The 17,310-nt window shown below is 60.3% G+C and carries 18 protein-coding genes; 9 read left to right on the forward strand and 9 right to left on the reverse strand.

The window, feature by feature from the left end:
* Window positions 1-40 precede the first annotated feature (40 nt).
* The 5 genes from SPHN_RS16085 to SPHN_RS16105 form a co-directional block, all read right to left on the reverse strand.
* On the reverse strand, window positions 41-634 hold the full coding sequence (locus SPHN_RS16085; protein WP_126720306.1) for an RNA polymerase sigma factor: 594 nt from the start codon (window positions 632-634) through the stop codon (window positions 41-43).
* Window positions 631-1,071, reverse strand: coding sequence for a periplasmic heavy metal sensor (locus SPHN_RS16090; RefSeq protein ID WP_248524737.1), 441 nt, complete (start codon window positions 1,069-1,071; stop codon window positions 631-633). Before SPHN_RS16090 ends, SPHN_RS16085 begins: the two co-directional genes overlap by 4 nt.
* Window positions 1,068-1,340: a hypothetical protein gene (locus SPHN_RS16095; RefSeq protein WP_248524738.1), complete on the reverse strand. Its 273-nt coding sequence runs from the start codon at window positions 1,338-1,340 to the stop codon at window positions 1,068-1,070. The genes SPHN_RS16090 and SPHN_RS16095 overlap by 4 nt, the downstream gene beginning before the upstream one ends.
* 168 nt (window positions 1,341-1,508) lie before the next feature.
* Window positions 1,509-2,945 (reverse strand): IS1182 family transposase, encoded by a 1,437-nt coding sequence (locus SPHN_RS16100; protein ID WP_248524739.1) that lies wholly within the window; start codon window positions 2,943-2,945, stop codon window positions 1,509-1,511.
* Window positions 2,946-3,094: 149 nt separating this feature from the next.
* The gene (locus SPHN_RS16105) at window positions 3,095-4,651 is read right to left on the reverse strand and encodes an MFS transporter (protein ID WP_248524740.1); all 1,557 of its coding nucleotides are present in this window, start codon (window positions 4,649-4,651) and stop codon (window positions 3,095-3,097) included.
* 639 nt (window positions 4,652-5,290) lie between these two features.
* Between SPHN_RS16105 and SPHN_RS16110 the strand changes: the two genes are divergently transcribed.
* Both SPHN_RS16110 and SPHN_RS16115 read left to right on the forward strand, forming a co-directional pair.
* Window positions 5,291-6,268 carry a TerC family protein gene (locus tag SPHN_RS16110; RefSeq protein ID WP_056418729.1) on the forward strand — a complete coding sequence of 326 codons (978 nt, stop codon included), beginning with the start codon at window positions 5,291-5,293 and terminating at the stop codon, window positions 6,266-6,268.
* A 161-nt stretch (window positions 6,269-6,429) separates the two neighbouring features.
* Window positions 6,430-7,263, forward strand: coding sequence for a MipA/OmpV family protein (locus SPHN_RS16115; protein WP_282580613.1), 834 nt, complete (start codon window positions 6,430-6,432; stop codon window positions 7,261-7,263).
* Here SPHN_RS16115 and SPHN_RS16120 read toward each other — a convergent pair.
* Both SPHN_RS16120 and SPHN_RS16125 read right to left on the reverse strand, forming a co-directional pair.
* Window positions 7,253-8,152, reverse strand: coding sequence for a hypothetical protein (locus SPHN_RS16120; protein WP_248524742.1), 900 nt, complete (start codon window positions 8,150-8,152; stop codon window positions 7,253-7,255). The two genes, SPHN_RS16115 and SPHN_RS16120, sit on opposite strands and share 11 nt — an antisense overlap.
* An 82-nt stretch (window positions 8,153-8,234) precedes the next feature.
* Complete coding sequence (locus SPHN_RS16125) at window positions 8,235-8,519, reverse strand: hypothetical protein (protein WP_248524743.1); 285 nt, start codon at window positions 8,517-8,519, stop codon at window positions 8,235-8,237.
* Between the two features lie 435 nt (window positions 8,520-8,954).
* On the opposite strand from SPHN_RS16125, the gene SPHN_RS16130 reads away from it, so the two are divergent.
* The 3 genes from SPHN_RS16130 to SPHN_RS16140 all read left to right on the forward strand — a co-directional run bounded on the left by SPHN_RS16130 (window position 8,955) and on the right by SPHN_RS16140 (window position 10,381).
* Window positions 8,955-9,098 (forward strand): DUF465 domain-containing protein, encoded by a 144-nt coding sequence (locus tag SPHN_RS16130; protein WP_349238512.1) that lies wholly within the window; start codon window positions 8,955-8,957, stop codon window positions 9,096-9,098.
* A 93-nt stretch (window positions 9,099-9,191) separates the two neighbouring features.
* The gene (locus SPHN_RS16135) at window positions 9,192-9,641 is read left to right on the forward strand and encodes a hypothetical protein (RefSeq protein ID WP_248524746.1); all 450 of its coding nucleotides are present in this window, start codon (window positions 9,192-9,194) and stop codon (window positions 9,639-9,641) included.
* Window positions 9,638-10,381, forward strand: a complete 744-nt coding sequence (locus tag SPHN_RS16140; RefSeq protein WP_248524748.1) for a TorF family putative porin — start codon at window positions 9,638-9,640, stop codon at window positions 10,379-10,381. Before SPHN_RS16135 ends, SPHN_RS16140 begins: the two co-directional genes overlap by 4 nt.
* A gap of 171 nt (window positions 10,382-10,552) precedes the next feature.
* On the opposite strand, the gene SPHN_RS16145 is transcribed toward SPHN_RS16140, so the two are convergent.
* Complete coding sequence (locus tag SPHN_RS16145; protein WP_248524750.1) at window positions 10,553-10,825, reverse strand: hypothetical protein; 273 nt, start codon at window positions 10,823-10,825, stop codon at window positions 10,553-10,555.
* A 342-nt stretch (window positions 10,826-11,167) separates the two neighbouring features.
* On the opposite strand from SPHN_RS16145, the gene SPHN_RS16150 reads away from it, so the two are divergent.
* The 3 genes from SPHN_RS16150 (at window position 11,168) to SPHN_RS16160 (ending at window position 14,606) form a co-directional block, all read left to right on the forward strand.
* On the forward strand, window positions 11,168-12,580 hold the full coding sequence (locus SPHN_RS16150) for a sensor domain-containing diguanylate cyclase (RefSeq protein WP_187503153.1): 1,413 nt from the start codon (window positions 11,168-11,170) through the stop codon (window positions 12,578-12,580).
* A 537-nt stretch (window positions 12,581-13,117) separates the two neighbouring features.
* On the forward strand, window positions 13,118-13,816 hold the full coding sequence (locus SPHN_RS16155; RefSeq protein WP_248524751.1) for a hypothetical protein: 699 nt from the start codon (window positions 13,118-13,120) through the stop codon (window positions 13,814-13,816).
* Between the two features lie 43 nt (window positions 13,817-13,859).
* On the forward strand, window positions 13,860-14,606 hold the full coding sequence (locus SPHN_RS16160; RefSeq protein WP_248524752.1) for a hypothetical protein: 747 nt from the start codon (window positions 13,860-13,862) through the stop codon (window positions 14,604-14,606).
* A gap of 612 nt (window positions 14,607-15,218) precedes the next feature.
* On the opposite strand, the gene SPHN_RS16165 is transcribed toward SPHN_RS16160, so the two are convergent.
* On the reverse strand, window positions 15,219-15,932 hold the full coding sequence (locus tag SPHN_RS16165; protein WP_248524753.1) for an HPP family protein: 714 nt from the start codon (window positions 15,930-15,932) through the stop codon (window positions 15,219-15,221).
* A gap of 491 nt (window positions 15,933-16,423) precedes the next feature.
* Here SPHN_RS16165 and SPHN_RS16170 point away from each other — a divergent pair, with 491 nt between their 5' ends.
* Window positions 16,424-16,699 (forward strand): cation:proton antiporter, encoded by a 276-nt coding sequence (locus SPHN_RS16170; RefSeq protein WP_349238510.1) that lies wholly within the window; start codon window positions 16,424-16,426, stop codon window positions 16,697-16,699.
* The last annotated feature ends 611 nt before the right edge of the window (window positions 16,700-17,310 follow it).

A 17,310-nucleotide genomic window follows, 5' to 3' on the forward strand; every position in this document is an offset into this window, starting at 1 on the left:
CTCCTCGAAGGTGGGCCGCGACCGGCCCGTTTCACACCTTCTACGCGTCCCGCACGCCGATCCCTTGTTCAGTGTTCAACTTTTCGAGGAGGCGCGAGCGGGCACGGTAGAGGCGGGTTTCGACAGCCTTCTGGCTGATCCCCAGCACGTCGGCGGTTTCGGCTTGGCTCAAACCCTCGATGGTGCGCAGCACCAGAGCCTCTTTTAGATTCATGGGCAGAGCGGAAATGGCTTTTGTTACCCGGTCCAGCTCCTGGCGGTCGGCTGCGCCGTCGTCGATCGCCACCTGATCGTCCACCACAGCTTCAGCCCGATGATCGATGGGGGCCGCGAAGGAGAAGAACCGGCGCACCGTGCGCTTTCGCGCCCAGTCACGACATTTGTTGATCGCGATCGTCGAAAGCCACGCTCTCATGGCGCGCTGCCCGTCGTAGCGCGGGAGGGCCTGGTGTGCGGCCACGAACGTCTCCTGCACCAGATCGAGCGCTTCGTCGGGTTCGCCGACGCATGCCCGCGCGAGCCGGAACACCGGCTGTTGGTAGCGTCGCACGATTTCGGCGAAAGCGGCCTGCCGACCCGCGATGCTGAGCGTCGCCAGCTCGCCATCGGACAGCGTGGTCCAATCGAGGCTCACCCCTGGCCGTCGGTGAGCGCCTTCACCACCGCGTCGTCGAACTGGGAGGTCTGATCGGTCCGCAGAAGCTGCCGCATGGCGAAGATATGCGCCAACGTGGCCTTCTGCAGCTCGCCCATCGCGGCATGGCTCTGATCGACCGCGGCCGTGACCCGCGGGCCGTTGCCGTGCTCGGCCTCGATCGCCTCGGCGAGCCGGGCATTGGTCGCGCGCAACTCCAGCTCGAGAGCGCGCCGTTGCACCGCGAACCGGTCCTCCAGAACCTTCAGCTTTGCCTGCTGATCGGCATCGAGCGCGAGCTTGTGGTGCAGTACCTCGTGCAGCGCGGTGCCCGGCTGCTTGGGATGGGGCAACAGCGCACGTCCGACGAACACGCCTCCGATCGCCGCAACAAAGGCGAGGACGACACACAGAATGACGCGCTTGGTCGAGGTCACGGCTCGCCTATCAGCAAAGTCGAGGGTGCGAGCGGCGAAGCCCCACCGAGCGGTGCGAGCGACACCGCGGGGCTCGCGGTCGCCGGCAACTCGGCACCGATCATGCCGATCGCCAATGCCGCGACCGTCACCACACCGAAGCCGAGCCCGGCCTGTCGCACGACCGGCCGGGTGCCGATGCGGGCGAGAACACGTGCTTCGACGTCGTCCAGCGCGGCCGGAACAGGTGCTCCCGCCAATCTCGCCAACGCACTGTCCAGATCATCCATCAGACCGTCCGAAAACGTATTCTGGGCAGATGCGCACTCGATCGGGTGTCAGAAGAGCCGTCGCTGACGCTATTTTCGGCCCAAGTCCGCTTTGATATCGCATAAACTGCGCCTTGGCTGCTGATAGCCGGCTTATAAGGGTGGTTCTGGCAGCCGGACGCGTGCCTTTCAGGCCTGCATGGCCTGGAGCATGGCGGGGATCCCAAGGATCGTGATGGCTCGCCTCAGATTGTAGGCGAGCGCGGTCAGGCTTAACTCGGCATTCACGCTGCCGAGCCCTCGCATCAGGAACGCGCCCTGGTTCATCCACTGTTTGATCGAGCCGAAGGGGTGCTCGACCATTTCGCGGCGCCGGTCGAGAATGTCGGGGCGGGTGGCAAGCCGCTCGGCCATGCGATCGAGCACCGCCTCGCCTTCCCAGCGGTTGATGGTCCGCGCCGTACCGGACGTGCATTGTGGCTTGAGTGGGCAGGCCCGGCAGGCTTGCCGGTTGCCGTAGCGGATGGTGCAATGACCGTCCTTCTCCGAGCGGCTAAACGGATCGAGGCGCTTCCTGGCAGGGCAGGTGTAGCAGTCCTGCGCCGCATCGTAGGCGAAAGCGTCCTTGCCGAAATAGCCCTGGTCGATGGCAGGACCACGCTCTGGGCGGGCGACGTAGGGGATCACACCGACCGTCTCGCAGGCAGCGATGTCCTCCCCCTTGTAATAGCCCTTGTCGGCTACCGCGGCGATCCGCTCGACGCCCAGTAACTCGCGTGCGGCGCCAGCAGTCTGCGCGAGCAGGCCAAGGTCGCTACCGGCGTTGGTGACGTGCTGTTCCACGATCAGCTTGTGCCGGGCGTCGACGGCGACCTGCGCGTTGTAGCCGACGCCGACCTTGGGGTGCATCGCCATGCCGCGAGCATCAGGATCGGTCAGCGACTTCTGGCTCTCACCGCTGGCGACCAACTCGGCCAGCATCGCCGAATGCCGGAGCCGGCGCTCGCGCATCCGCGCGATCTTCGCCGTCAGCACAGCGGCGCGTGCGGAGGCTCCTTCCGCTTCAGTTTCGGCCTGGTCGGCGCGGTCGAGCCGGGTCAGATACTCCTCGATCCGCTCATCGGCGATTGTGATCCACCCAGCCAGCTTCTGGCGAGTGAAGTTGCGCCGACGGCTGTTCACAGCCTCGAGCCGTGTGCCGTCCACCGCCACCAACTCCCGCCCGAACAGGTCTAGCCTGCGGCACAGCAACACGAACGACCGGAACAATGGCTTGAACGCGGCCACGTTGACGCGCCGGAAATCCGCGATCGTGCGGAAGTCCGGTTGCAGGCCGCCCAGCAGCCACATCACTTCCAAGTTGCGTCCTGCCTCTGCCGCCAGGCACCGGCTCGACCGGACCCGGTTGAGATAGCCGTAGAGGTACAGCTTCAGCAGATCAGCAGGATCATAGCCGGGCCGGCCTGTCGCCTTGGGTCGCGCCCGGCCAAAACCAAGCTCACCCAGATCCAGCTCGTCGACGAACGCCGCGATGAACCGCGCCGGGTTGTCCGCCGATACGTAGTCATCGACCGACGCCGGCAGCAACTGCATCTGATCGCGTGGAAGACCTTCGATGTACCCCATGCCGGATCATATCGATCCGGCCGCCACGCTGGAATCCCTCATGACGTTTTCGGACGGTCTGACCTGTTTGTTGTACAGTCGTGATTGCGACTGGTTTTTCACACATCTGACCGCTGAGGACACTCTGCAGGCCTATATCGAGCCGAAAGCTAAGCCGTTGCTTCCAGCTCGCGTAAGCTGCGGCCCCGCGTCTCTCTTCCTGCGCGCCCGATCAGTACCGCTGACAGCGTCATTGGTACAATCAGCGCGATTGCCGCGCCCCCCATCGTCGGGATCAGCCCAGCGAAGGCGCCCAGCTGAACAGCAACGCCACCAAATTTGCTACTCCCCGCGATAAGCCCTGTGGCACGTCCACGGACGCGTAATGCGTAGTTTTCGGCTGCATAGGGAAGTAGCACGGCGATCAATCCGTTTGTGCCAACCACCAGCAACGCGATCACAGCGATGAGCAGTGGTGGCCAAGCCAGCGTAGGCGCCGGCAGTAGGGCTCCGGCAAGCCCGGCGAGTGTGAGAAGCACAGTGCCGATCAGGGTGCGCTTGCTGCTCCACCGGCTGTAAAGGAAGGCCGCGATCATGATCGTGGGCAGGGCAACGAGTGCTGAGCTGGCGATGATGCCGCTCGCAATCTCGGCACTGAAACCTCGATCCTGCAGATCGGAAGGCAGCCATAGCAGCAAACCGAAGTTGACGAAGCTCCACGACAGGGCGGTTATGACCAAGGCAATGGTCAACTCGCGTTGGTGCGCCGCAACACTATCAGCATCCGCTGGAGGAGCTTGAGGCGCACGCCTGACAATACCGAACTTCCGGGCCATATCCGCCAGCTCAGTATCCATGCCCCGTTCCAACAGGAAACGCGGGGACTCAGGTATCCACCTTGCCATCGCAAGCAGCAGCAAACCGGTTGGAAAGCCCTGCAGCCACAAGCTACGCCAGCCGAACAACGGCTCGAACAGATGAGCGGCGCCACTAGCCGCGAGGTAGCCGCCAACCAGCCCCGTACCGCCAACCAGCACAAGTACCCAGCTTCTGTGCCGCGGAGGCATGATCTCTGCCAACAGCGTGTAGACGACGGGCAGCATGCCGCCGGCCGAGCACCCCATCAGAAAACACATGACCAGGTTCCAGCTGTAGGAAGGCATAGCTCCGCAGATAGAGGTCGAGACGAACAGGATCGTCGACAACAGGATCGACACACGCCGACCGTAGATATCCGCAAGCCACCCCCACAGAAACGAGCCAACTGTGGTCCCTGTAAGGGCAACGAACGGAAGCAGGGCAACGGCCGATTTGGCGAGCCCATACTCGCCCCGCATGCCGGGAAGCACAAAGCCGAGCGTTGCTGGCTTCATAGTGTCGATGATGAGCCCAAGGGTAAGCACCAGCAGAACGGCAGCATGCGAGCGCGTCAGAGGGGTATCATCGGGCGCTTCATATGCGACGCCAACGCCTGCCCTGTGATCAGGGCGTTTCTTGGGTAAAGCGCCAAATATAGCTGCCGGCACGCCGATGCCGATCAGCGCCATGCCCAGGTACATCCATCCGTCCATGGGCATACCCGACAGGTGATTGCCCATCCTATGGGCCATCGCGAGCATCGGTAAGTGAAGGGCAACTCCAACGCTGATCGCCGCACAGCCTGCCCAGAAGAGCGGCCAGCGCTCGCCGACCACCGAGTTTCCGCGGCTGCTACTGCCATTCGCCATTCATTTCCCCCCACCAGCAGTAGCGACATACGCTGCACGGCTTGCCTGCCGCAAGCAGAGCATCTGCCGGCGGGGCACGTTGCGGCTCATGGCTTGCCGATTGGCTTTCAGGCTTGCGGCTCGCCAAACTGAGCGTCCAAAAGTGGGCGTTTTCGACCGATTCCTCTTCCCGATCGGCGTTAGGTTTTGGAAAGAAAAGTGCGGCAGGTTGAGTGCCGACTACAGTAATTATCAAACAGTGAAACAGCTTGATCACCGGGAGCCATGTCCTATCTAGAAAGAGCGGGCCGGGCCCCTCTGACAGTTTCCCTCGGGTTATTGTGATGTCGGACCGCATCGGGTTATCTCGATATAGGCCTGGCCGCTTTGCCTCCTGTCGTCGTTGATGATCCGAGCTTTCGATCACCGATTGAAAAGAGGCTCTGAGCATGGAAACGAACAGATCGGCACAGCTCCATCAGCAGTTGGACGAGCACGCGCGTATCGCGATGGCGCGCCGAACCCCGACTTCTCCAATTGTGCTGCAATTGTAGCGCTTTGAGTTGGGTCTGACAGGCCGCTTGTGCCCACCACACGCGAGATACCGGCCCTCCTGACCGCTGATCTCGCCCCACGCCACCATGTTTGTTAGAGGTTCCCATGCCTGAGCTGCTCTCCTTGTTATTCCTTGGTACCCCTGTCTGGATGTGGCTGGCATTTCTCGGCATCGTCGCAACATTGCTGATCCTCGATCTGGGTGTCTTGCACCGCGGACAACGGGAAATCGGAGTACGCGAGAGTCTTGCATTGTCAGCAGGTTACATCACGCTGGGACTGGCGTTCGGCGGGTGGATTTGGTGGTATATCGGGCCTACTGCCGGCCTTAACTACGTGACGGGCTTCGTCATCGAGAAGAGCCTTGCGATGGATAACGTGTTCATCATCGCCATGATCTTCGGCTACTTCGCCATCCCCCGCATCCACCAGCACCGCGTACTGTTCTGGGGCATCCTGGGTGTCATTGTCCTGCGTGCAGTGATGATCGGTTTTGGCGCGGCGTTGGTCGATCGGTTCGAATGGGTATTGTACGTCTTTGCTGCCTTCCTGGTTTTCACCGGTATCAAGATGTGGCTGACTGCCGACACGGAATATGACGTAGCCAGTTCGCCCGTTTTACGCTGGATTCGCCAGCGCATGCCGGTTACCGACCAACTTCACGGGGAACGTTTCTGGGTAAAAGAGCAGGACCCGGCGACTGGGCGCATGCGCCGGATCGCTACGCCGTTGCTACTGGCTCTGGTCATGATCGAATGCGCTGACGTCATTTTTGCGGTCGATTCTGTACCGGCTATCTTCGCGATCACAACGGATCCATTTATCGTCTACACGTCGAACATCTTTGCTATCCTTGGATTACGCGCACTCTATTTTGCGCTCGCCGCAATGGTCGACCGGTTCCATTACCTGAAATACGCTTTGGCCGCGTTGCTGGTGTTTATCGGCTCGAAAATTTTCGTTGCCGACATGTTCGGGCTCGCCAAATTCCCGCCCGCAGCGTCGTTGGCGGTAACCTTTGCGATACTGGGTTGCGGCGTCGGCTGGTCCCTGTGGAAAACGCGAGCGGCTGCTTCGGCCTGAGTTTGAACGCGTCCGCCGGCATTGAAAGCGGACCGGTCATACGCTGTGGGTATAGCCGTACTCCATTTACCGAGACTGGCGTTTACGACGCACAGGGATAAGGTGGCTGCTGATTATGACCGTCCGGCCGTCCACCAACATGGTCAAAAAAAGGGATCAAGATGCGCGCCGTTTTAGCCATCATCGCGCTAGTCTCTGCTCAACCTTGCTTCGCGCAAACTGACCCGAGGCCAGGCCCGCCTGCAGGTAGGCCTTTGGAGGCAGGCACTGCCGGATGGAGCATTACCGTTGGCGTCGCGCCAGTCCTCAGTCCTGCATGGCAAGGCTCGCGAGACATGGCCTTGTCGATTTTTCCCGACTTGCGGCTCAACTACAAGGACGTGATCTTTGCCTCGATTCCTGACGGTTTGGGCTGGAATGTGGTGAACCACGACGGGTGGAAGGCAGGACCTCTGGCCAAACTCCGCTTCGGGCGGGATGAGGAGCGCGGGGGATCGCCGTTCCTCATTACAGGCGGGAGTGACGCGCTACGCGGCCTCGGCGACGTAGATGCAGCTGTTGAGGTGGGAGGCTTTATCGAGAAACGGGCTGGGCCATGGCGTGGACGGATCGAGGTTCGTCGCGGCTTCGGCGGACATGACGGCGTTGTCGCCGACGGGTCAGTTGCTTACCAGGCGCGCCGGGGACGGACCATCATCAACGTCGGGCCTCGCGCAACGCTGGCAAGCCGCGAGTATATCGAGACGTATTTCGGCATCGATGCGCTCCAGTCGCAACGGTCCGGGCTTAGACCGTATTCTGCGTCAGGCGGACTATTGTCCTACGGTGTAGGCGGTACCGTAATTCGTCCTCTGAGCCGGCGAAGCGCCGTCACGCTTTTCACTGGCCTGGATCAACTAGGTCAGAACGCAGGCGATTCACCTCTCGTCCGCGAACGTGGGCGCCGGACCCAATTCACCCTAGGTCTCGGCTACGGATTTAGGTTCAACCTCTAATCGAATCAGACGCATATACCCTACGCCGGTAGCCAGCGACCAAGCCTGAAATAACGAGGATCGCGGCAGCGCCGGTTGCTACGGCAATAGGTCCTGCAGCTTGGCCACCTGCAGCGAAGATAGCAGCAAGAGCCCAAAGGAAAACAGCTGCGTACGGCAGATTGCCACGTCCTCGGACCAGCACGGTGGCCGCGATGAGTCCAGCAATCACGATCACCGCTGCACCGATTACCGGCGCGGCTGCACCGCCCTCCATGCCGTGATACCTCAGGCTAGCTGCGATGTTGACGGTGGTAGCGACGGTCAACCATGCGGCGAGCGCGCTCAACGGAAGGTACGCACACCACCACGCGGTTTTCGACACCGCCGCATTCGACAGGGCACGATAGGCAATGATCAGGCACGTCAGCGTGAAGGTAATGATCAGAACCGATACGAGGCTTAACCCGTAAAGCTGTGTGTAAGCAGCCCAGAGTGCGTTCCCCAAAAATGCGCCCGCTGCCGGCCAGCGCAGGCGATGAAGCAATGCATTTTGGCGCTGTGCGGGCAGGGCCTGATAAACAGCAAACACCGTGGCTCCGAGGTAGAGCGCGCCCCAGATCGAGAATGCCCAGCCTGCCGGGGTTATCAAGGTTCGGACCGCCAGAGACCGGGATCCGATAGGCTCACCGATCCCAATCTGCGGTAAAAGAGGCGTTAGAATTTGAAGTGCTGCTGTCAGCAGCACCGCGAGATGCGGCAGATCGAACGCGGTCCGTTGGGGTAAGGTATTCGTTGCCATTTTTCCACAACGGCCGATCAGCTTACGCGTTGCAATGTCACAAAGAAACTCGCTCGCATTCAGCGCTATCGTACTTAAACGGTCCTCGGGCGCCTGACATATTGTCATTTACCCGAGGCTTCAGTGGGACGACCCAGAGGCCTTTATCCACGATCCCGGTTGCGACGCGAAGGCGGTATCTTATCGTGTTCTAAAGTGCAGAGGATAAGACGCAATATACCAGCACCGGTACGCCAACCAAAACGATTAAAAGTAACAGGTTGAGCTCCATAAGTCGGCTCAGCCAGTCCTTACCTTCATTCTGCCGGGCTTCGGCATCAGCCTTAGAATAGTCTTCTACAATCTCCAGATCGAATTTGTTCGAGAAAAAACTTTGTGGCCTCATCCGCAGGAAAGGCTGAGGTGCTGGATTGGCAACTTGCTGCTGACGGTCATCCTGACACAAATCATCGGATTTCGAGACTTGGTTTTCCACTACACGGTTTCCACTTATTCGAGATCATGGACGCGCAGAACGCGTCCCAAAGGTCAGATCGAATAATGCCCGAACTCGATCGGCCGTAGCCGCGAGCTCGGGCTAAGCGCGTGCGGCGAGTTGGCCGGCGTGGTCGCGGAAACGCTTATGTGTCGCAGGAGCGTACATGCCAGTAACATCGGGGACCGATGCCCTAATGTCAACTCGTGCGAATCCCTTCTCAATCCTATTGACCTTGATCGGCGAAACCCTAGCTTGAGGGAGCGGGCCGGGCCCCTCTGGCGGTCGTCTCAGGACGAACGTGATGTCGGACCGCATCGGGTTATCTCGATGTCTAGGCCTGGCCTGTTTGCCTCCCTTCATCGCGACTGATCCGATCGTTCAATCATTGGTTGGAGAGCGGCTTTGCCTATATTTTCTCACAAGTTGACCCAGTTGCATGCCCGGCTGGATGAGCAGATCCGCGTCGAGATGAAGCGACGCATGCCCGATACCTTGCGGCTATTTCGGCTGAAGCGGTTGCGTCTCGACGTGAAGGACCGCCTGCACGCACGCGCCTTGCAGCCGCAGTTCAGCTGAACCGACACACTGAACCATCGTTGTCGAATCATCGTCCGTAAGGATTGGCTTTACCGATCAGAAATAGATCGGGATGGCAAAAGGAGAGCGAAAATGGCCTATTTTCTAACCGCCGGCTTGGTGCTTGCTGCTACCGGTGCGGCCCTTGGCATGACTGTCAATCATCAGAACCAAGTGGATCACCGCAGCGGTCCGATCGCCGTCAAATATCGCGGCGACGTGGTCATCACCCATAAGCAGGTGGGCGCGGTTGCACCTGGCGGAAGACCGTCGTCGCTACGCTGCGACTGGGCGGCGAGCATGTCGGTGGCGCGACACGCGGTCGCGGCATCGGGTACCAGGCTGGTGCGCAGCATCGACAGCGAACCGGTGATTTCGGGCACCCGGCCCGGCTGGTGCGTTACGAGCCATGGTGCGATCAAGAAGGAGGTTGCGACGAAGTCAGCGGACATGCAGCAGCATCTGGTAAAGCTGGCGCAGGAAGACGAGCAGATGCTGCGCGTCGAGCTCGACCAAATCCACGGTCAGCAGCGCGCAGGATGATCCGACGCGTTCGATTGGCGGGCGTGCTCGGTGCCGCAAGTTGCGGCCTGATCACGCCCGCGTTTGCACAAGATGCCGGGTCGGTAACCTTGGAAATGATGAGCGAGGAGGAACGGCGCGGGCTGAGCTGGAGTGAGGGACGTGCCGCGCTGGCAGGCGATATTCGCGTCTCGCGCGGCCCGCTCGATGCATCGGCGCGCGTGGTAACGCTTCGGAACAGCGTGCGACACGGTGGCGCCGATGCGGTCGTCGACCTTTCGGTAGGAACCGACTGGGATCTGGGTGCGGTGCGTATCCGTACCGACGCCACGGGCCACGCATTCGCGGGCGCGCGAGGACGCATGGACTATGTCGAGGCCGGCGTATCGGCAAGCTATGCCTATGGTCCGCTCTACGCCACGGTCGGCGTGATCGGTGCCCCGTCGCAGCGCGCAATCGGTGGCAGCAACGTGTATGTCTATACGAACGCCAATGCCGGTATTCCCGGTACGCCGCTGACGATGCTGGCCGAGGTCGGCCACTCTTCCGGCAGCGTCCGCGACCCCATCCGGGTGGAGCGTCTTCGTCCGGGCGGCAGTTACACCAACTGGAGGCTGGGTCTCGAGCATCGTCGTGACCGTCTGACGATCGGCGTCGATTATATTGGGACTGACGTCTCCCGCACCGCCATCGCTAGCAGGTTTGCCGATCGACGCAACGCTGGAGACAGAATCGTAGGGCGCGTACAGGTTTCGTTCTGACGATTACCGCGGTCAGCGAGTGCCCATTAACGCTGATGTGTACACGAACTGCCTCGGCAGAACCGTCTGTATATGTTAAACAAACGGCCGGTGCGGTTGAAAAATAGCCTGACGTCGCGCTCCTGATCGTATCGACCGGGATCGAGTCCGAGAACGCCCTATCCGTCTCGATCATCGTTCGTTTGCGGGATTAGAAGTCGCGGATGGTAAGTTTTGCTGGCGAGCGAACTTGTTTGCTGCCGCCTTCACGATATCGGGCTGATTGCTATTAAAAAGGCCGTGACAAACTATCGGAATAGCACGCAACGCGATTGCCGTTCGAAGGCATTTATGAAGATGCGCGCCTACCAACGGTTGGTCACCAGCATCCGCGACCGCCAAAGCCTGACCGATAACCGTTATTAGACGTTCGAGGCGCTGAGCGGTTGTTTCGCCGTCCATCATGGCTTCAAAGCCTTGATCATTTTGGCGTACCCGGCAGCACGAGCCAGATGAGCGATGCGAGCTGAAACGTCGTTACTGGCTTCGGCCTGTTCCCGCGCGCGCGCTTCGTTACGAACAAGAGTGCTCAGATCGCTCGAGTTGGACACGTTTATACTCCTATCAAGCGGGAGCGCTCCAGCGTCTCTCAGTTGCCGCCATGCCATTAACGAGTCGCGGCGATGTACCGACCCTGTACATGCCGTTAACCCGATGCCAACCTCACTTATGCTACCGTCCCCCATGGTAAACCTAACCGGCATAGTCGACGAGGTAGCGCGGCTGGACGCGCTTCGTGCTCTCGATATGCTCGACACTCCCCCTGAAGCCGAGTTCGACGCCATCGCTGTAGGGGCGCGGCACCTCTTTGGCTGCAAGTTCGCTTTCGTTTCGTTAGTTGACGCGGACCGGCAGTGGTTCAAGGCAGCGTGCGGCCTTGAGGCTAGCGAGACACCACGAGATGTGTCTTTTTGCACCCATACGATCGCTGCCGACGATCTGCTCGTCATTGCGGACACGCGCGAAGACCCGCGCTTTGCAACCAATCCTATGGTGGTGGAAACACCCTTTGTGCGTTTCTATGCAGGCGTGCCGTTGCGAGTGACACCACCAGGAGGAGGTGCCGCGCTGCCGATCGGCACCTTGTGCGTGGCTGACGACAAACCGCAGGATCCGACCCGCGAAAAGCTGGAGATACTCGCCGGTATGGCGCGGGTCGTCGAAGCGCTGCTTGAGGCGCGCCGGACCAGCAAAGAGAACCTACAGCTGGCGCTTGATCGCCAGGAGGCCCTCGGTGACATGGCCCGCACGCACAGACTGCTCCAGCACGCCGAACGCATGGCAAGGATCGGGTCGTGGCGCCTCGAGCTTGAAGGCGGACGGATACACTGGTCCGATCAGACCTACGCGATCCACGGCCTGGCACCGGGCTCGCAAGCGCAGCTTGCCCTAGCTATGCAGTTCTACCCCGAAGACGATCGTGCCAAGTTGGAAGCAGCGCTAGACCGCTGTGTGCGGCAAGGGACTGCATGGGATCTGGAGCTGAACTTCACAGATGCGCAGGGGCGGCCCCGTCGCGTGCGCACATTGGGTGAGATCGATGAGCGCGCCGGTAAGCGTGTCGCCGTCATGGGAGTGATCCAGGACATCACGGACCGGTACCAATTCGAGCGCCGTCTGGTTGCGGTAGCTCGAACCGACGAACTGACGGGCATACCAAGCCGACGCGCTTTTAACGAAGAATTGGAAGCTGCGCTCGATCGCGCCCGGGAAGGCGCACCGCTTGCTATCGCAATCATCGATCTGGATCGGTTCAAGGAGGTCAACGACCGGCTTGGCCATGCGACAGGGGACAAGGTTTTGCAGGTGATGGCCGCCAAGCTGCAAGCAGTACAGTATCTGGGCGATCACTCCATCGCCCGACTGGGCGGGGACGAGTTCGTGCTGATCCTACGCGGACGGCGTACGCACGAAGAACTCGTCCAAGACATCGCGCGATTGCTCGCAGACCTACGCTACGCCGTGCCTGACGACCGTAGCGTCATAACGGTGTCTGCGACGATCGGAGCCTGTGTCTATGGCGCAAGTTATGTCGATCGGGCTTCGTTGCTTAAAGAGGCAGACGAGGCTCTGTACCGCGCGAAGCGGATGCAGCGAGGCACGGGCGCTATTGCAGGCAACAGCGCCCATATCCAAAGTTTGGTTGGTGAGCCGCGATAATCTGCTTTGACCCCGGCACCTGGTTGGCGAGAATAGGATTCAGGCATTTTGCATGTGACAATGAGCCGATGAGCACCGGACTGATGAAGATCCCCGTCTTGCTGGTATCCGGTGTCCTGTACTGGCTTTTCGTCTGCTGGGTGACAGGCGCGGCGGAACCCTGGGATGCCGACGCCTACTGGCGTCTCTGGTACCCGTCCTCGTTGGGCCTAGCTGCGCTAGCAGGGGCAGCGTTCAAGACGAGGGGGTGGATGGCAGGAGTTATCCTGACGTTTGCCCAGCTTCCTGTGATATGGCTCAACGCTGGGACTATCTCGCTCTGGGTAATCGGCCTGGCAATGTGCTGCGTCCTCGCTGTGCCGGCTGTCGCAATCTCAGCTTTTACCGGCTGGTTTGCGGCTCGCTCACGACCGTTGTGACAGGTCGCGAATGGATCCGCCTGTGCATCAGTAAAGATCATGGTAGGACCTGTTCGCCCGCGCTGGACGGTGCCCTTACCGTGTGCAGCGAGCCGGAGTGTCGACCGGAGGATGGATCGTGTTGAAGCGAGTTGGACCGGCGGTGGCGGCGATGGGATTGCTAGCCACCGCCGCGGCATCTGCCACGATACGGTCGCCCGTGGGTCTGCAGTGTACGGCGGTAACAACCTGGGCTTGCGCGGAAGCGAAGAGCTGCAAGCGACGCGAAGGCGAGGCCAAGGAAAGCTACAGCTTCGACTTGGTAGCGAAGACGTATCAGGCACCGCATGATCGAGGAGCGATCACCGCGTTCGAAACTGACGACGGCGGCTTCATGACCTTCCTGCTCAGTGGCGGCCCACGTTACGTCCACAAGAACGTCGACGCCGGCGATCCGATGACGTCGTTCCTGTACATGTCGTCGATGGATATGCGAGAACTGCGGTGCAATGCACGCTACGCGCCGGATGCATCAGCGGCTGCATCCGGCGCCAGTTGCAGTCTTACCGGTCATTACCACCTGTTAGGTGTGATGGAGACGGGATCGGAACTGCTGCTACGTCCAGATCAAAGCTTTGTCTGGTTCATGAGCTACGGCGCCGCGGATCAGGCGGCGGAGGGCAAGTGGCGGGTCGATGGCGACGCGGTCCTGCTGGAGGCCGGAACCGGACCCGGCGCTACCGCAGAACCGGCCTTCCGGCAATTGCGGTTGCTGATTGACCATGGTGCGCTGCTGCTGAACGGCACGGATAAAGGCCGGTACGAGCGGCATGCGTAACGCTGGAGTTGATCCTGCGTACTGGCGGGGTAGTATCGCGAACATGGATCATCGTCACCACCGCGCGACCACGTCGCCGACGCGCTTCACCCTGAGGCGGTTTCCGGTGCGAGCGATGGTCGCCGTCGCGGTTGCCAGCGCGTTGGCGGCATCGCCAGCCGTGGCCCAATCCGAGCATGAGGTGCTGCCGACGCCGGCATCGCTAACGCAGGTCCTGTCCTGCCAGTCGCGCGACGCGCTCGGAACCTTCGCCGAGTTGCTTTTCTTGCAGTATCGCCCGCCAGCGTGGATGCGCCCGAGTAAACTTCCTAAGGCGCTCGACGGCATGATAGGGTTGTATGGCTTCGCGGTCGAGGGCAACGTCTCGGTGTTCGAGGAGCCGGTCGACCACGTCTATTTCATGAGCGACTGGGTCGTTGCGCTGCTACCCCGCGCAAGCGCCGAGCGGGTGATTGCTGCCCAGAAGATGACGCGGGCGCCGATCGCGATCACGGAACAATATTACCGCTTTGTCGATCCCGAAACCGGGCCGATGATCGGCGGGTTCGCGCCGACCGTTGCTGCGATGGCGAAAATGTTAGTCGATGCCTTCGGCGGCGATCCGGCCGCGAAGTCTGCGAAGGTGCCGCCATCGACGGATCCGAAAATGCTCCTGGTCGGGTGCAATTACGCCGTGGCGTCGCAGGAAGATTTTCTAGATGCGGCACGTGGCGCCGAGGATACCATGCGCAAGGCAGGCGCGGATATCCGGCGGATGGCCGAAGAAGGTGAGGCTCGCCCGCCACGGTGATCGTCTTGCGGAAGGCGCAGCCGGGAGTACCGTAATTTCAGTGCGACCTGGCAGGATGCCTTCGGATTGCGCAGACCTCCCAATCGCCCCGCATCCACGGAATGCATCATTCCGACCGTCTAGTCGACGGGAGTTGCCATCTAAAACACGGCGCGCCGATACGTCGAAGACTTTTACCGCTGTCGGACGGCCGAGAAACTAACGAAGATACCCCGAACTATTCCTGTCGCCAAACTCGGGCGAACGCCCAAGAGCAACCCTGACTAGTATCCCGAATCCTCTGGTATCCTAAACTCTCTTTAGACAGAGCAATAGCGTCATTTTCCGTCTACTTCTCGAATAATGGTGTGAAGCCACTTTAGCAGAAGCGTTGCTGACAAAATGGCAACCCAAGAAAATATAGGATCCGCTTCTTGGACTAAACCGACCTGAGCAATCCAAATTGTGGCGGTCAGTATTGCCATTGTAAGCGATGTTAACAATATTTTTCCCGCTCTCGCTTCCGATCGCCAGAGCAAATCGCAAAGCAACGCTATAAATAGCGCAAGAAGGATATTAATAGATTCTATAATCTAAAAAACTCCCGTTTGCATTACAAATATGAATTCAAAGTCAAGTTCGTGGGCGCCTGTCGAGAGTTCCGCTTGCCGCCCGACTGGCCGCGTGGAACTCAACACGCCGGAACAGCAGGTCGAGGTCTTCCCGGCTCACATCGAAGGTTTCTCCGAGATCCGCGAGCGCAAGGTCAATGTCTAGGGGGTGCGGGATGCTTAACTCGGATGCAGCAAGCTTGTGACCTACTACCGGGACTGCGCGGTGCGGGTAGGAATGGCCCGAAACCCGGTGGAACGCGATGCCAGCCAAGATCAGGATCAGTGAATTAACGCCGACCGGGACGAGAGGGAAAGCGTAACCAGCTTCCAGCACTGAAGGCCCACCGATCACTGCTGTCAACGCAGCAGCCCCGCCGGGGGGATGCAGGCAGCGTAGGAGCGACATGACCAGAATTGCCCCGCCCACAGCAACCCCTGCCGCCAGATACGGTATGGGTACGAAGCGGGCCGCTGTTACGCCGACCAGCGCCGATATGATGTTACCGCCGACCACCGACCAAGGTTGTGCCAATGGGCTCGCCGGGACGGCAAAAATTAGCACTGCAGAAGCGCCGATCGGCGCCACCAGCAACGGGAGCGGCTCAGATCCGTGCAGCGCCATAGCGCACACGAGGCTCGTCAGTGCGACCCCGATTACCCCCCCAATACACGCAAAAAGGCGGTCACGCAGGGTTGCACCAGCAAGCATCATGGGGAAAAATGGCCGTCTCATATTCTCAGATTACCTACAACGATGGAGACCAAACCGCGGTAACCACATCAACTACAACTGCTCAATCGTTAGCAGAATTGCCAAGCTCGGTGTGTCGGATATGGCAGGCACGCGACTGAGCCTCCTTACGAACTGAGCTTACGCCGAACCGGACCCTACAACGTTCTACCGATCCCTGTGCCATGGGGGCATGATCGCGGTCCACGCTGAAGGCGTGACATTAGAACGACTACCCTGTGGCGCTTGGGCAACAGAACCTGGAGCGATCATCAGGAATGCTTGAGTGCATGTACCATCTGCAATGCATCCGGCTTGAAATCGGCCCCGATTTGCGTCTTCTTCCGCGGTAGGTAGCGGCACCGCGGACACAATCGACAATCGATCGGCTGGCTGGCGCATGGGGGGGACATATGGCTCTATCTGAGCTGAGCGTAGCATTCTTTTTGCAGGTCTTCGTCATCGTCGCCGCATGCCGTGCGATGGGCTGAATCATGAAGCGCTTCTTCGATCAACCGCAAGTCATCGGGGAGATGATCGCCGGCGTCATCCTGGGGCCGTCGCTGCTCGGGCTGCTTGCGCCCGACGTCCAGGCGATGATCTTCCCCAAGGATGCAAAGCCGGTGCTGTATGTCTGTGCCCAGCTCGGCGTCGGGCTCTACATGTTTCTCGTCGGCCTTGGCCCCTGTTCGAGCTTGTGTATGGTAGAAAAGCGCGGGCGTCTGGCGAGCTTGGCCAGCTTAATGAGGCAGACGATAACGAGGACATAGTAGCCGCCCCTGCCAAAGGCCTCGCCTGACATCTCGCGTGGAGTACATATGAGTTAGGGCAGCGCCACCCGCCAACCAGCGAGCTGCTGCGATTCAAATCGGACCTTCGGAGACAGGATCGAGATATGGGATCTGCGAAAGCTCCGCGAGCTGGCCGGCACCGACGCTAAACTTGTCGAAGCGCTAGAAGACCTTGCGTCCGAAACCATTCTGGACGGGATGATAGAAGAGCGCCTAGCGCCATCGTCCGACGTGCTTCGGGGTACGGTGATCGCCGAACGGCTCCAGGCAACTTCACCGGGCCGGCCGGGCTGGTTGGCGTTCGAGCAAGGCTGCCATGAAGCGATCCGATTTCTCTTCGGTAGAGAGCTTCATAAACTCGTGACCCAGCAACGCACGGAGGACGGATTGAACCGAATGGATTTGATCGGACGCATCCGACCGGAGCAGAATTCATTTTGGGCCATGATCTCGTCGGACTTCGTGACGTGACCCCCGCCTTTCATCCAGCTGCGACCAGAGACCGACCGTTGTTGTCGCGCAGGAGCGCGGGTGAAGCAACGGTCAGGTTTAAACCCGACCGTTGCTTTTCGAGTTCTGCGGCGAAGGCG

The organism is Sphingomonas faeni (assembly GCF_023195535.1).
Taxonomy (GTDB): domain Bacteria; phylum Pseudomonadota; class Alphaproteobacteria; order Sphingomonadales; family Sphingomonadaceae; genus Sphingomonas; species Sphingomonas faeni_B.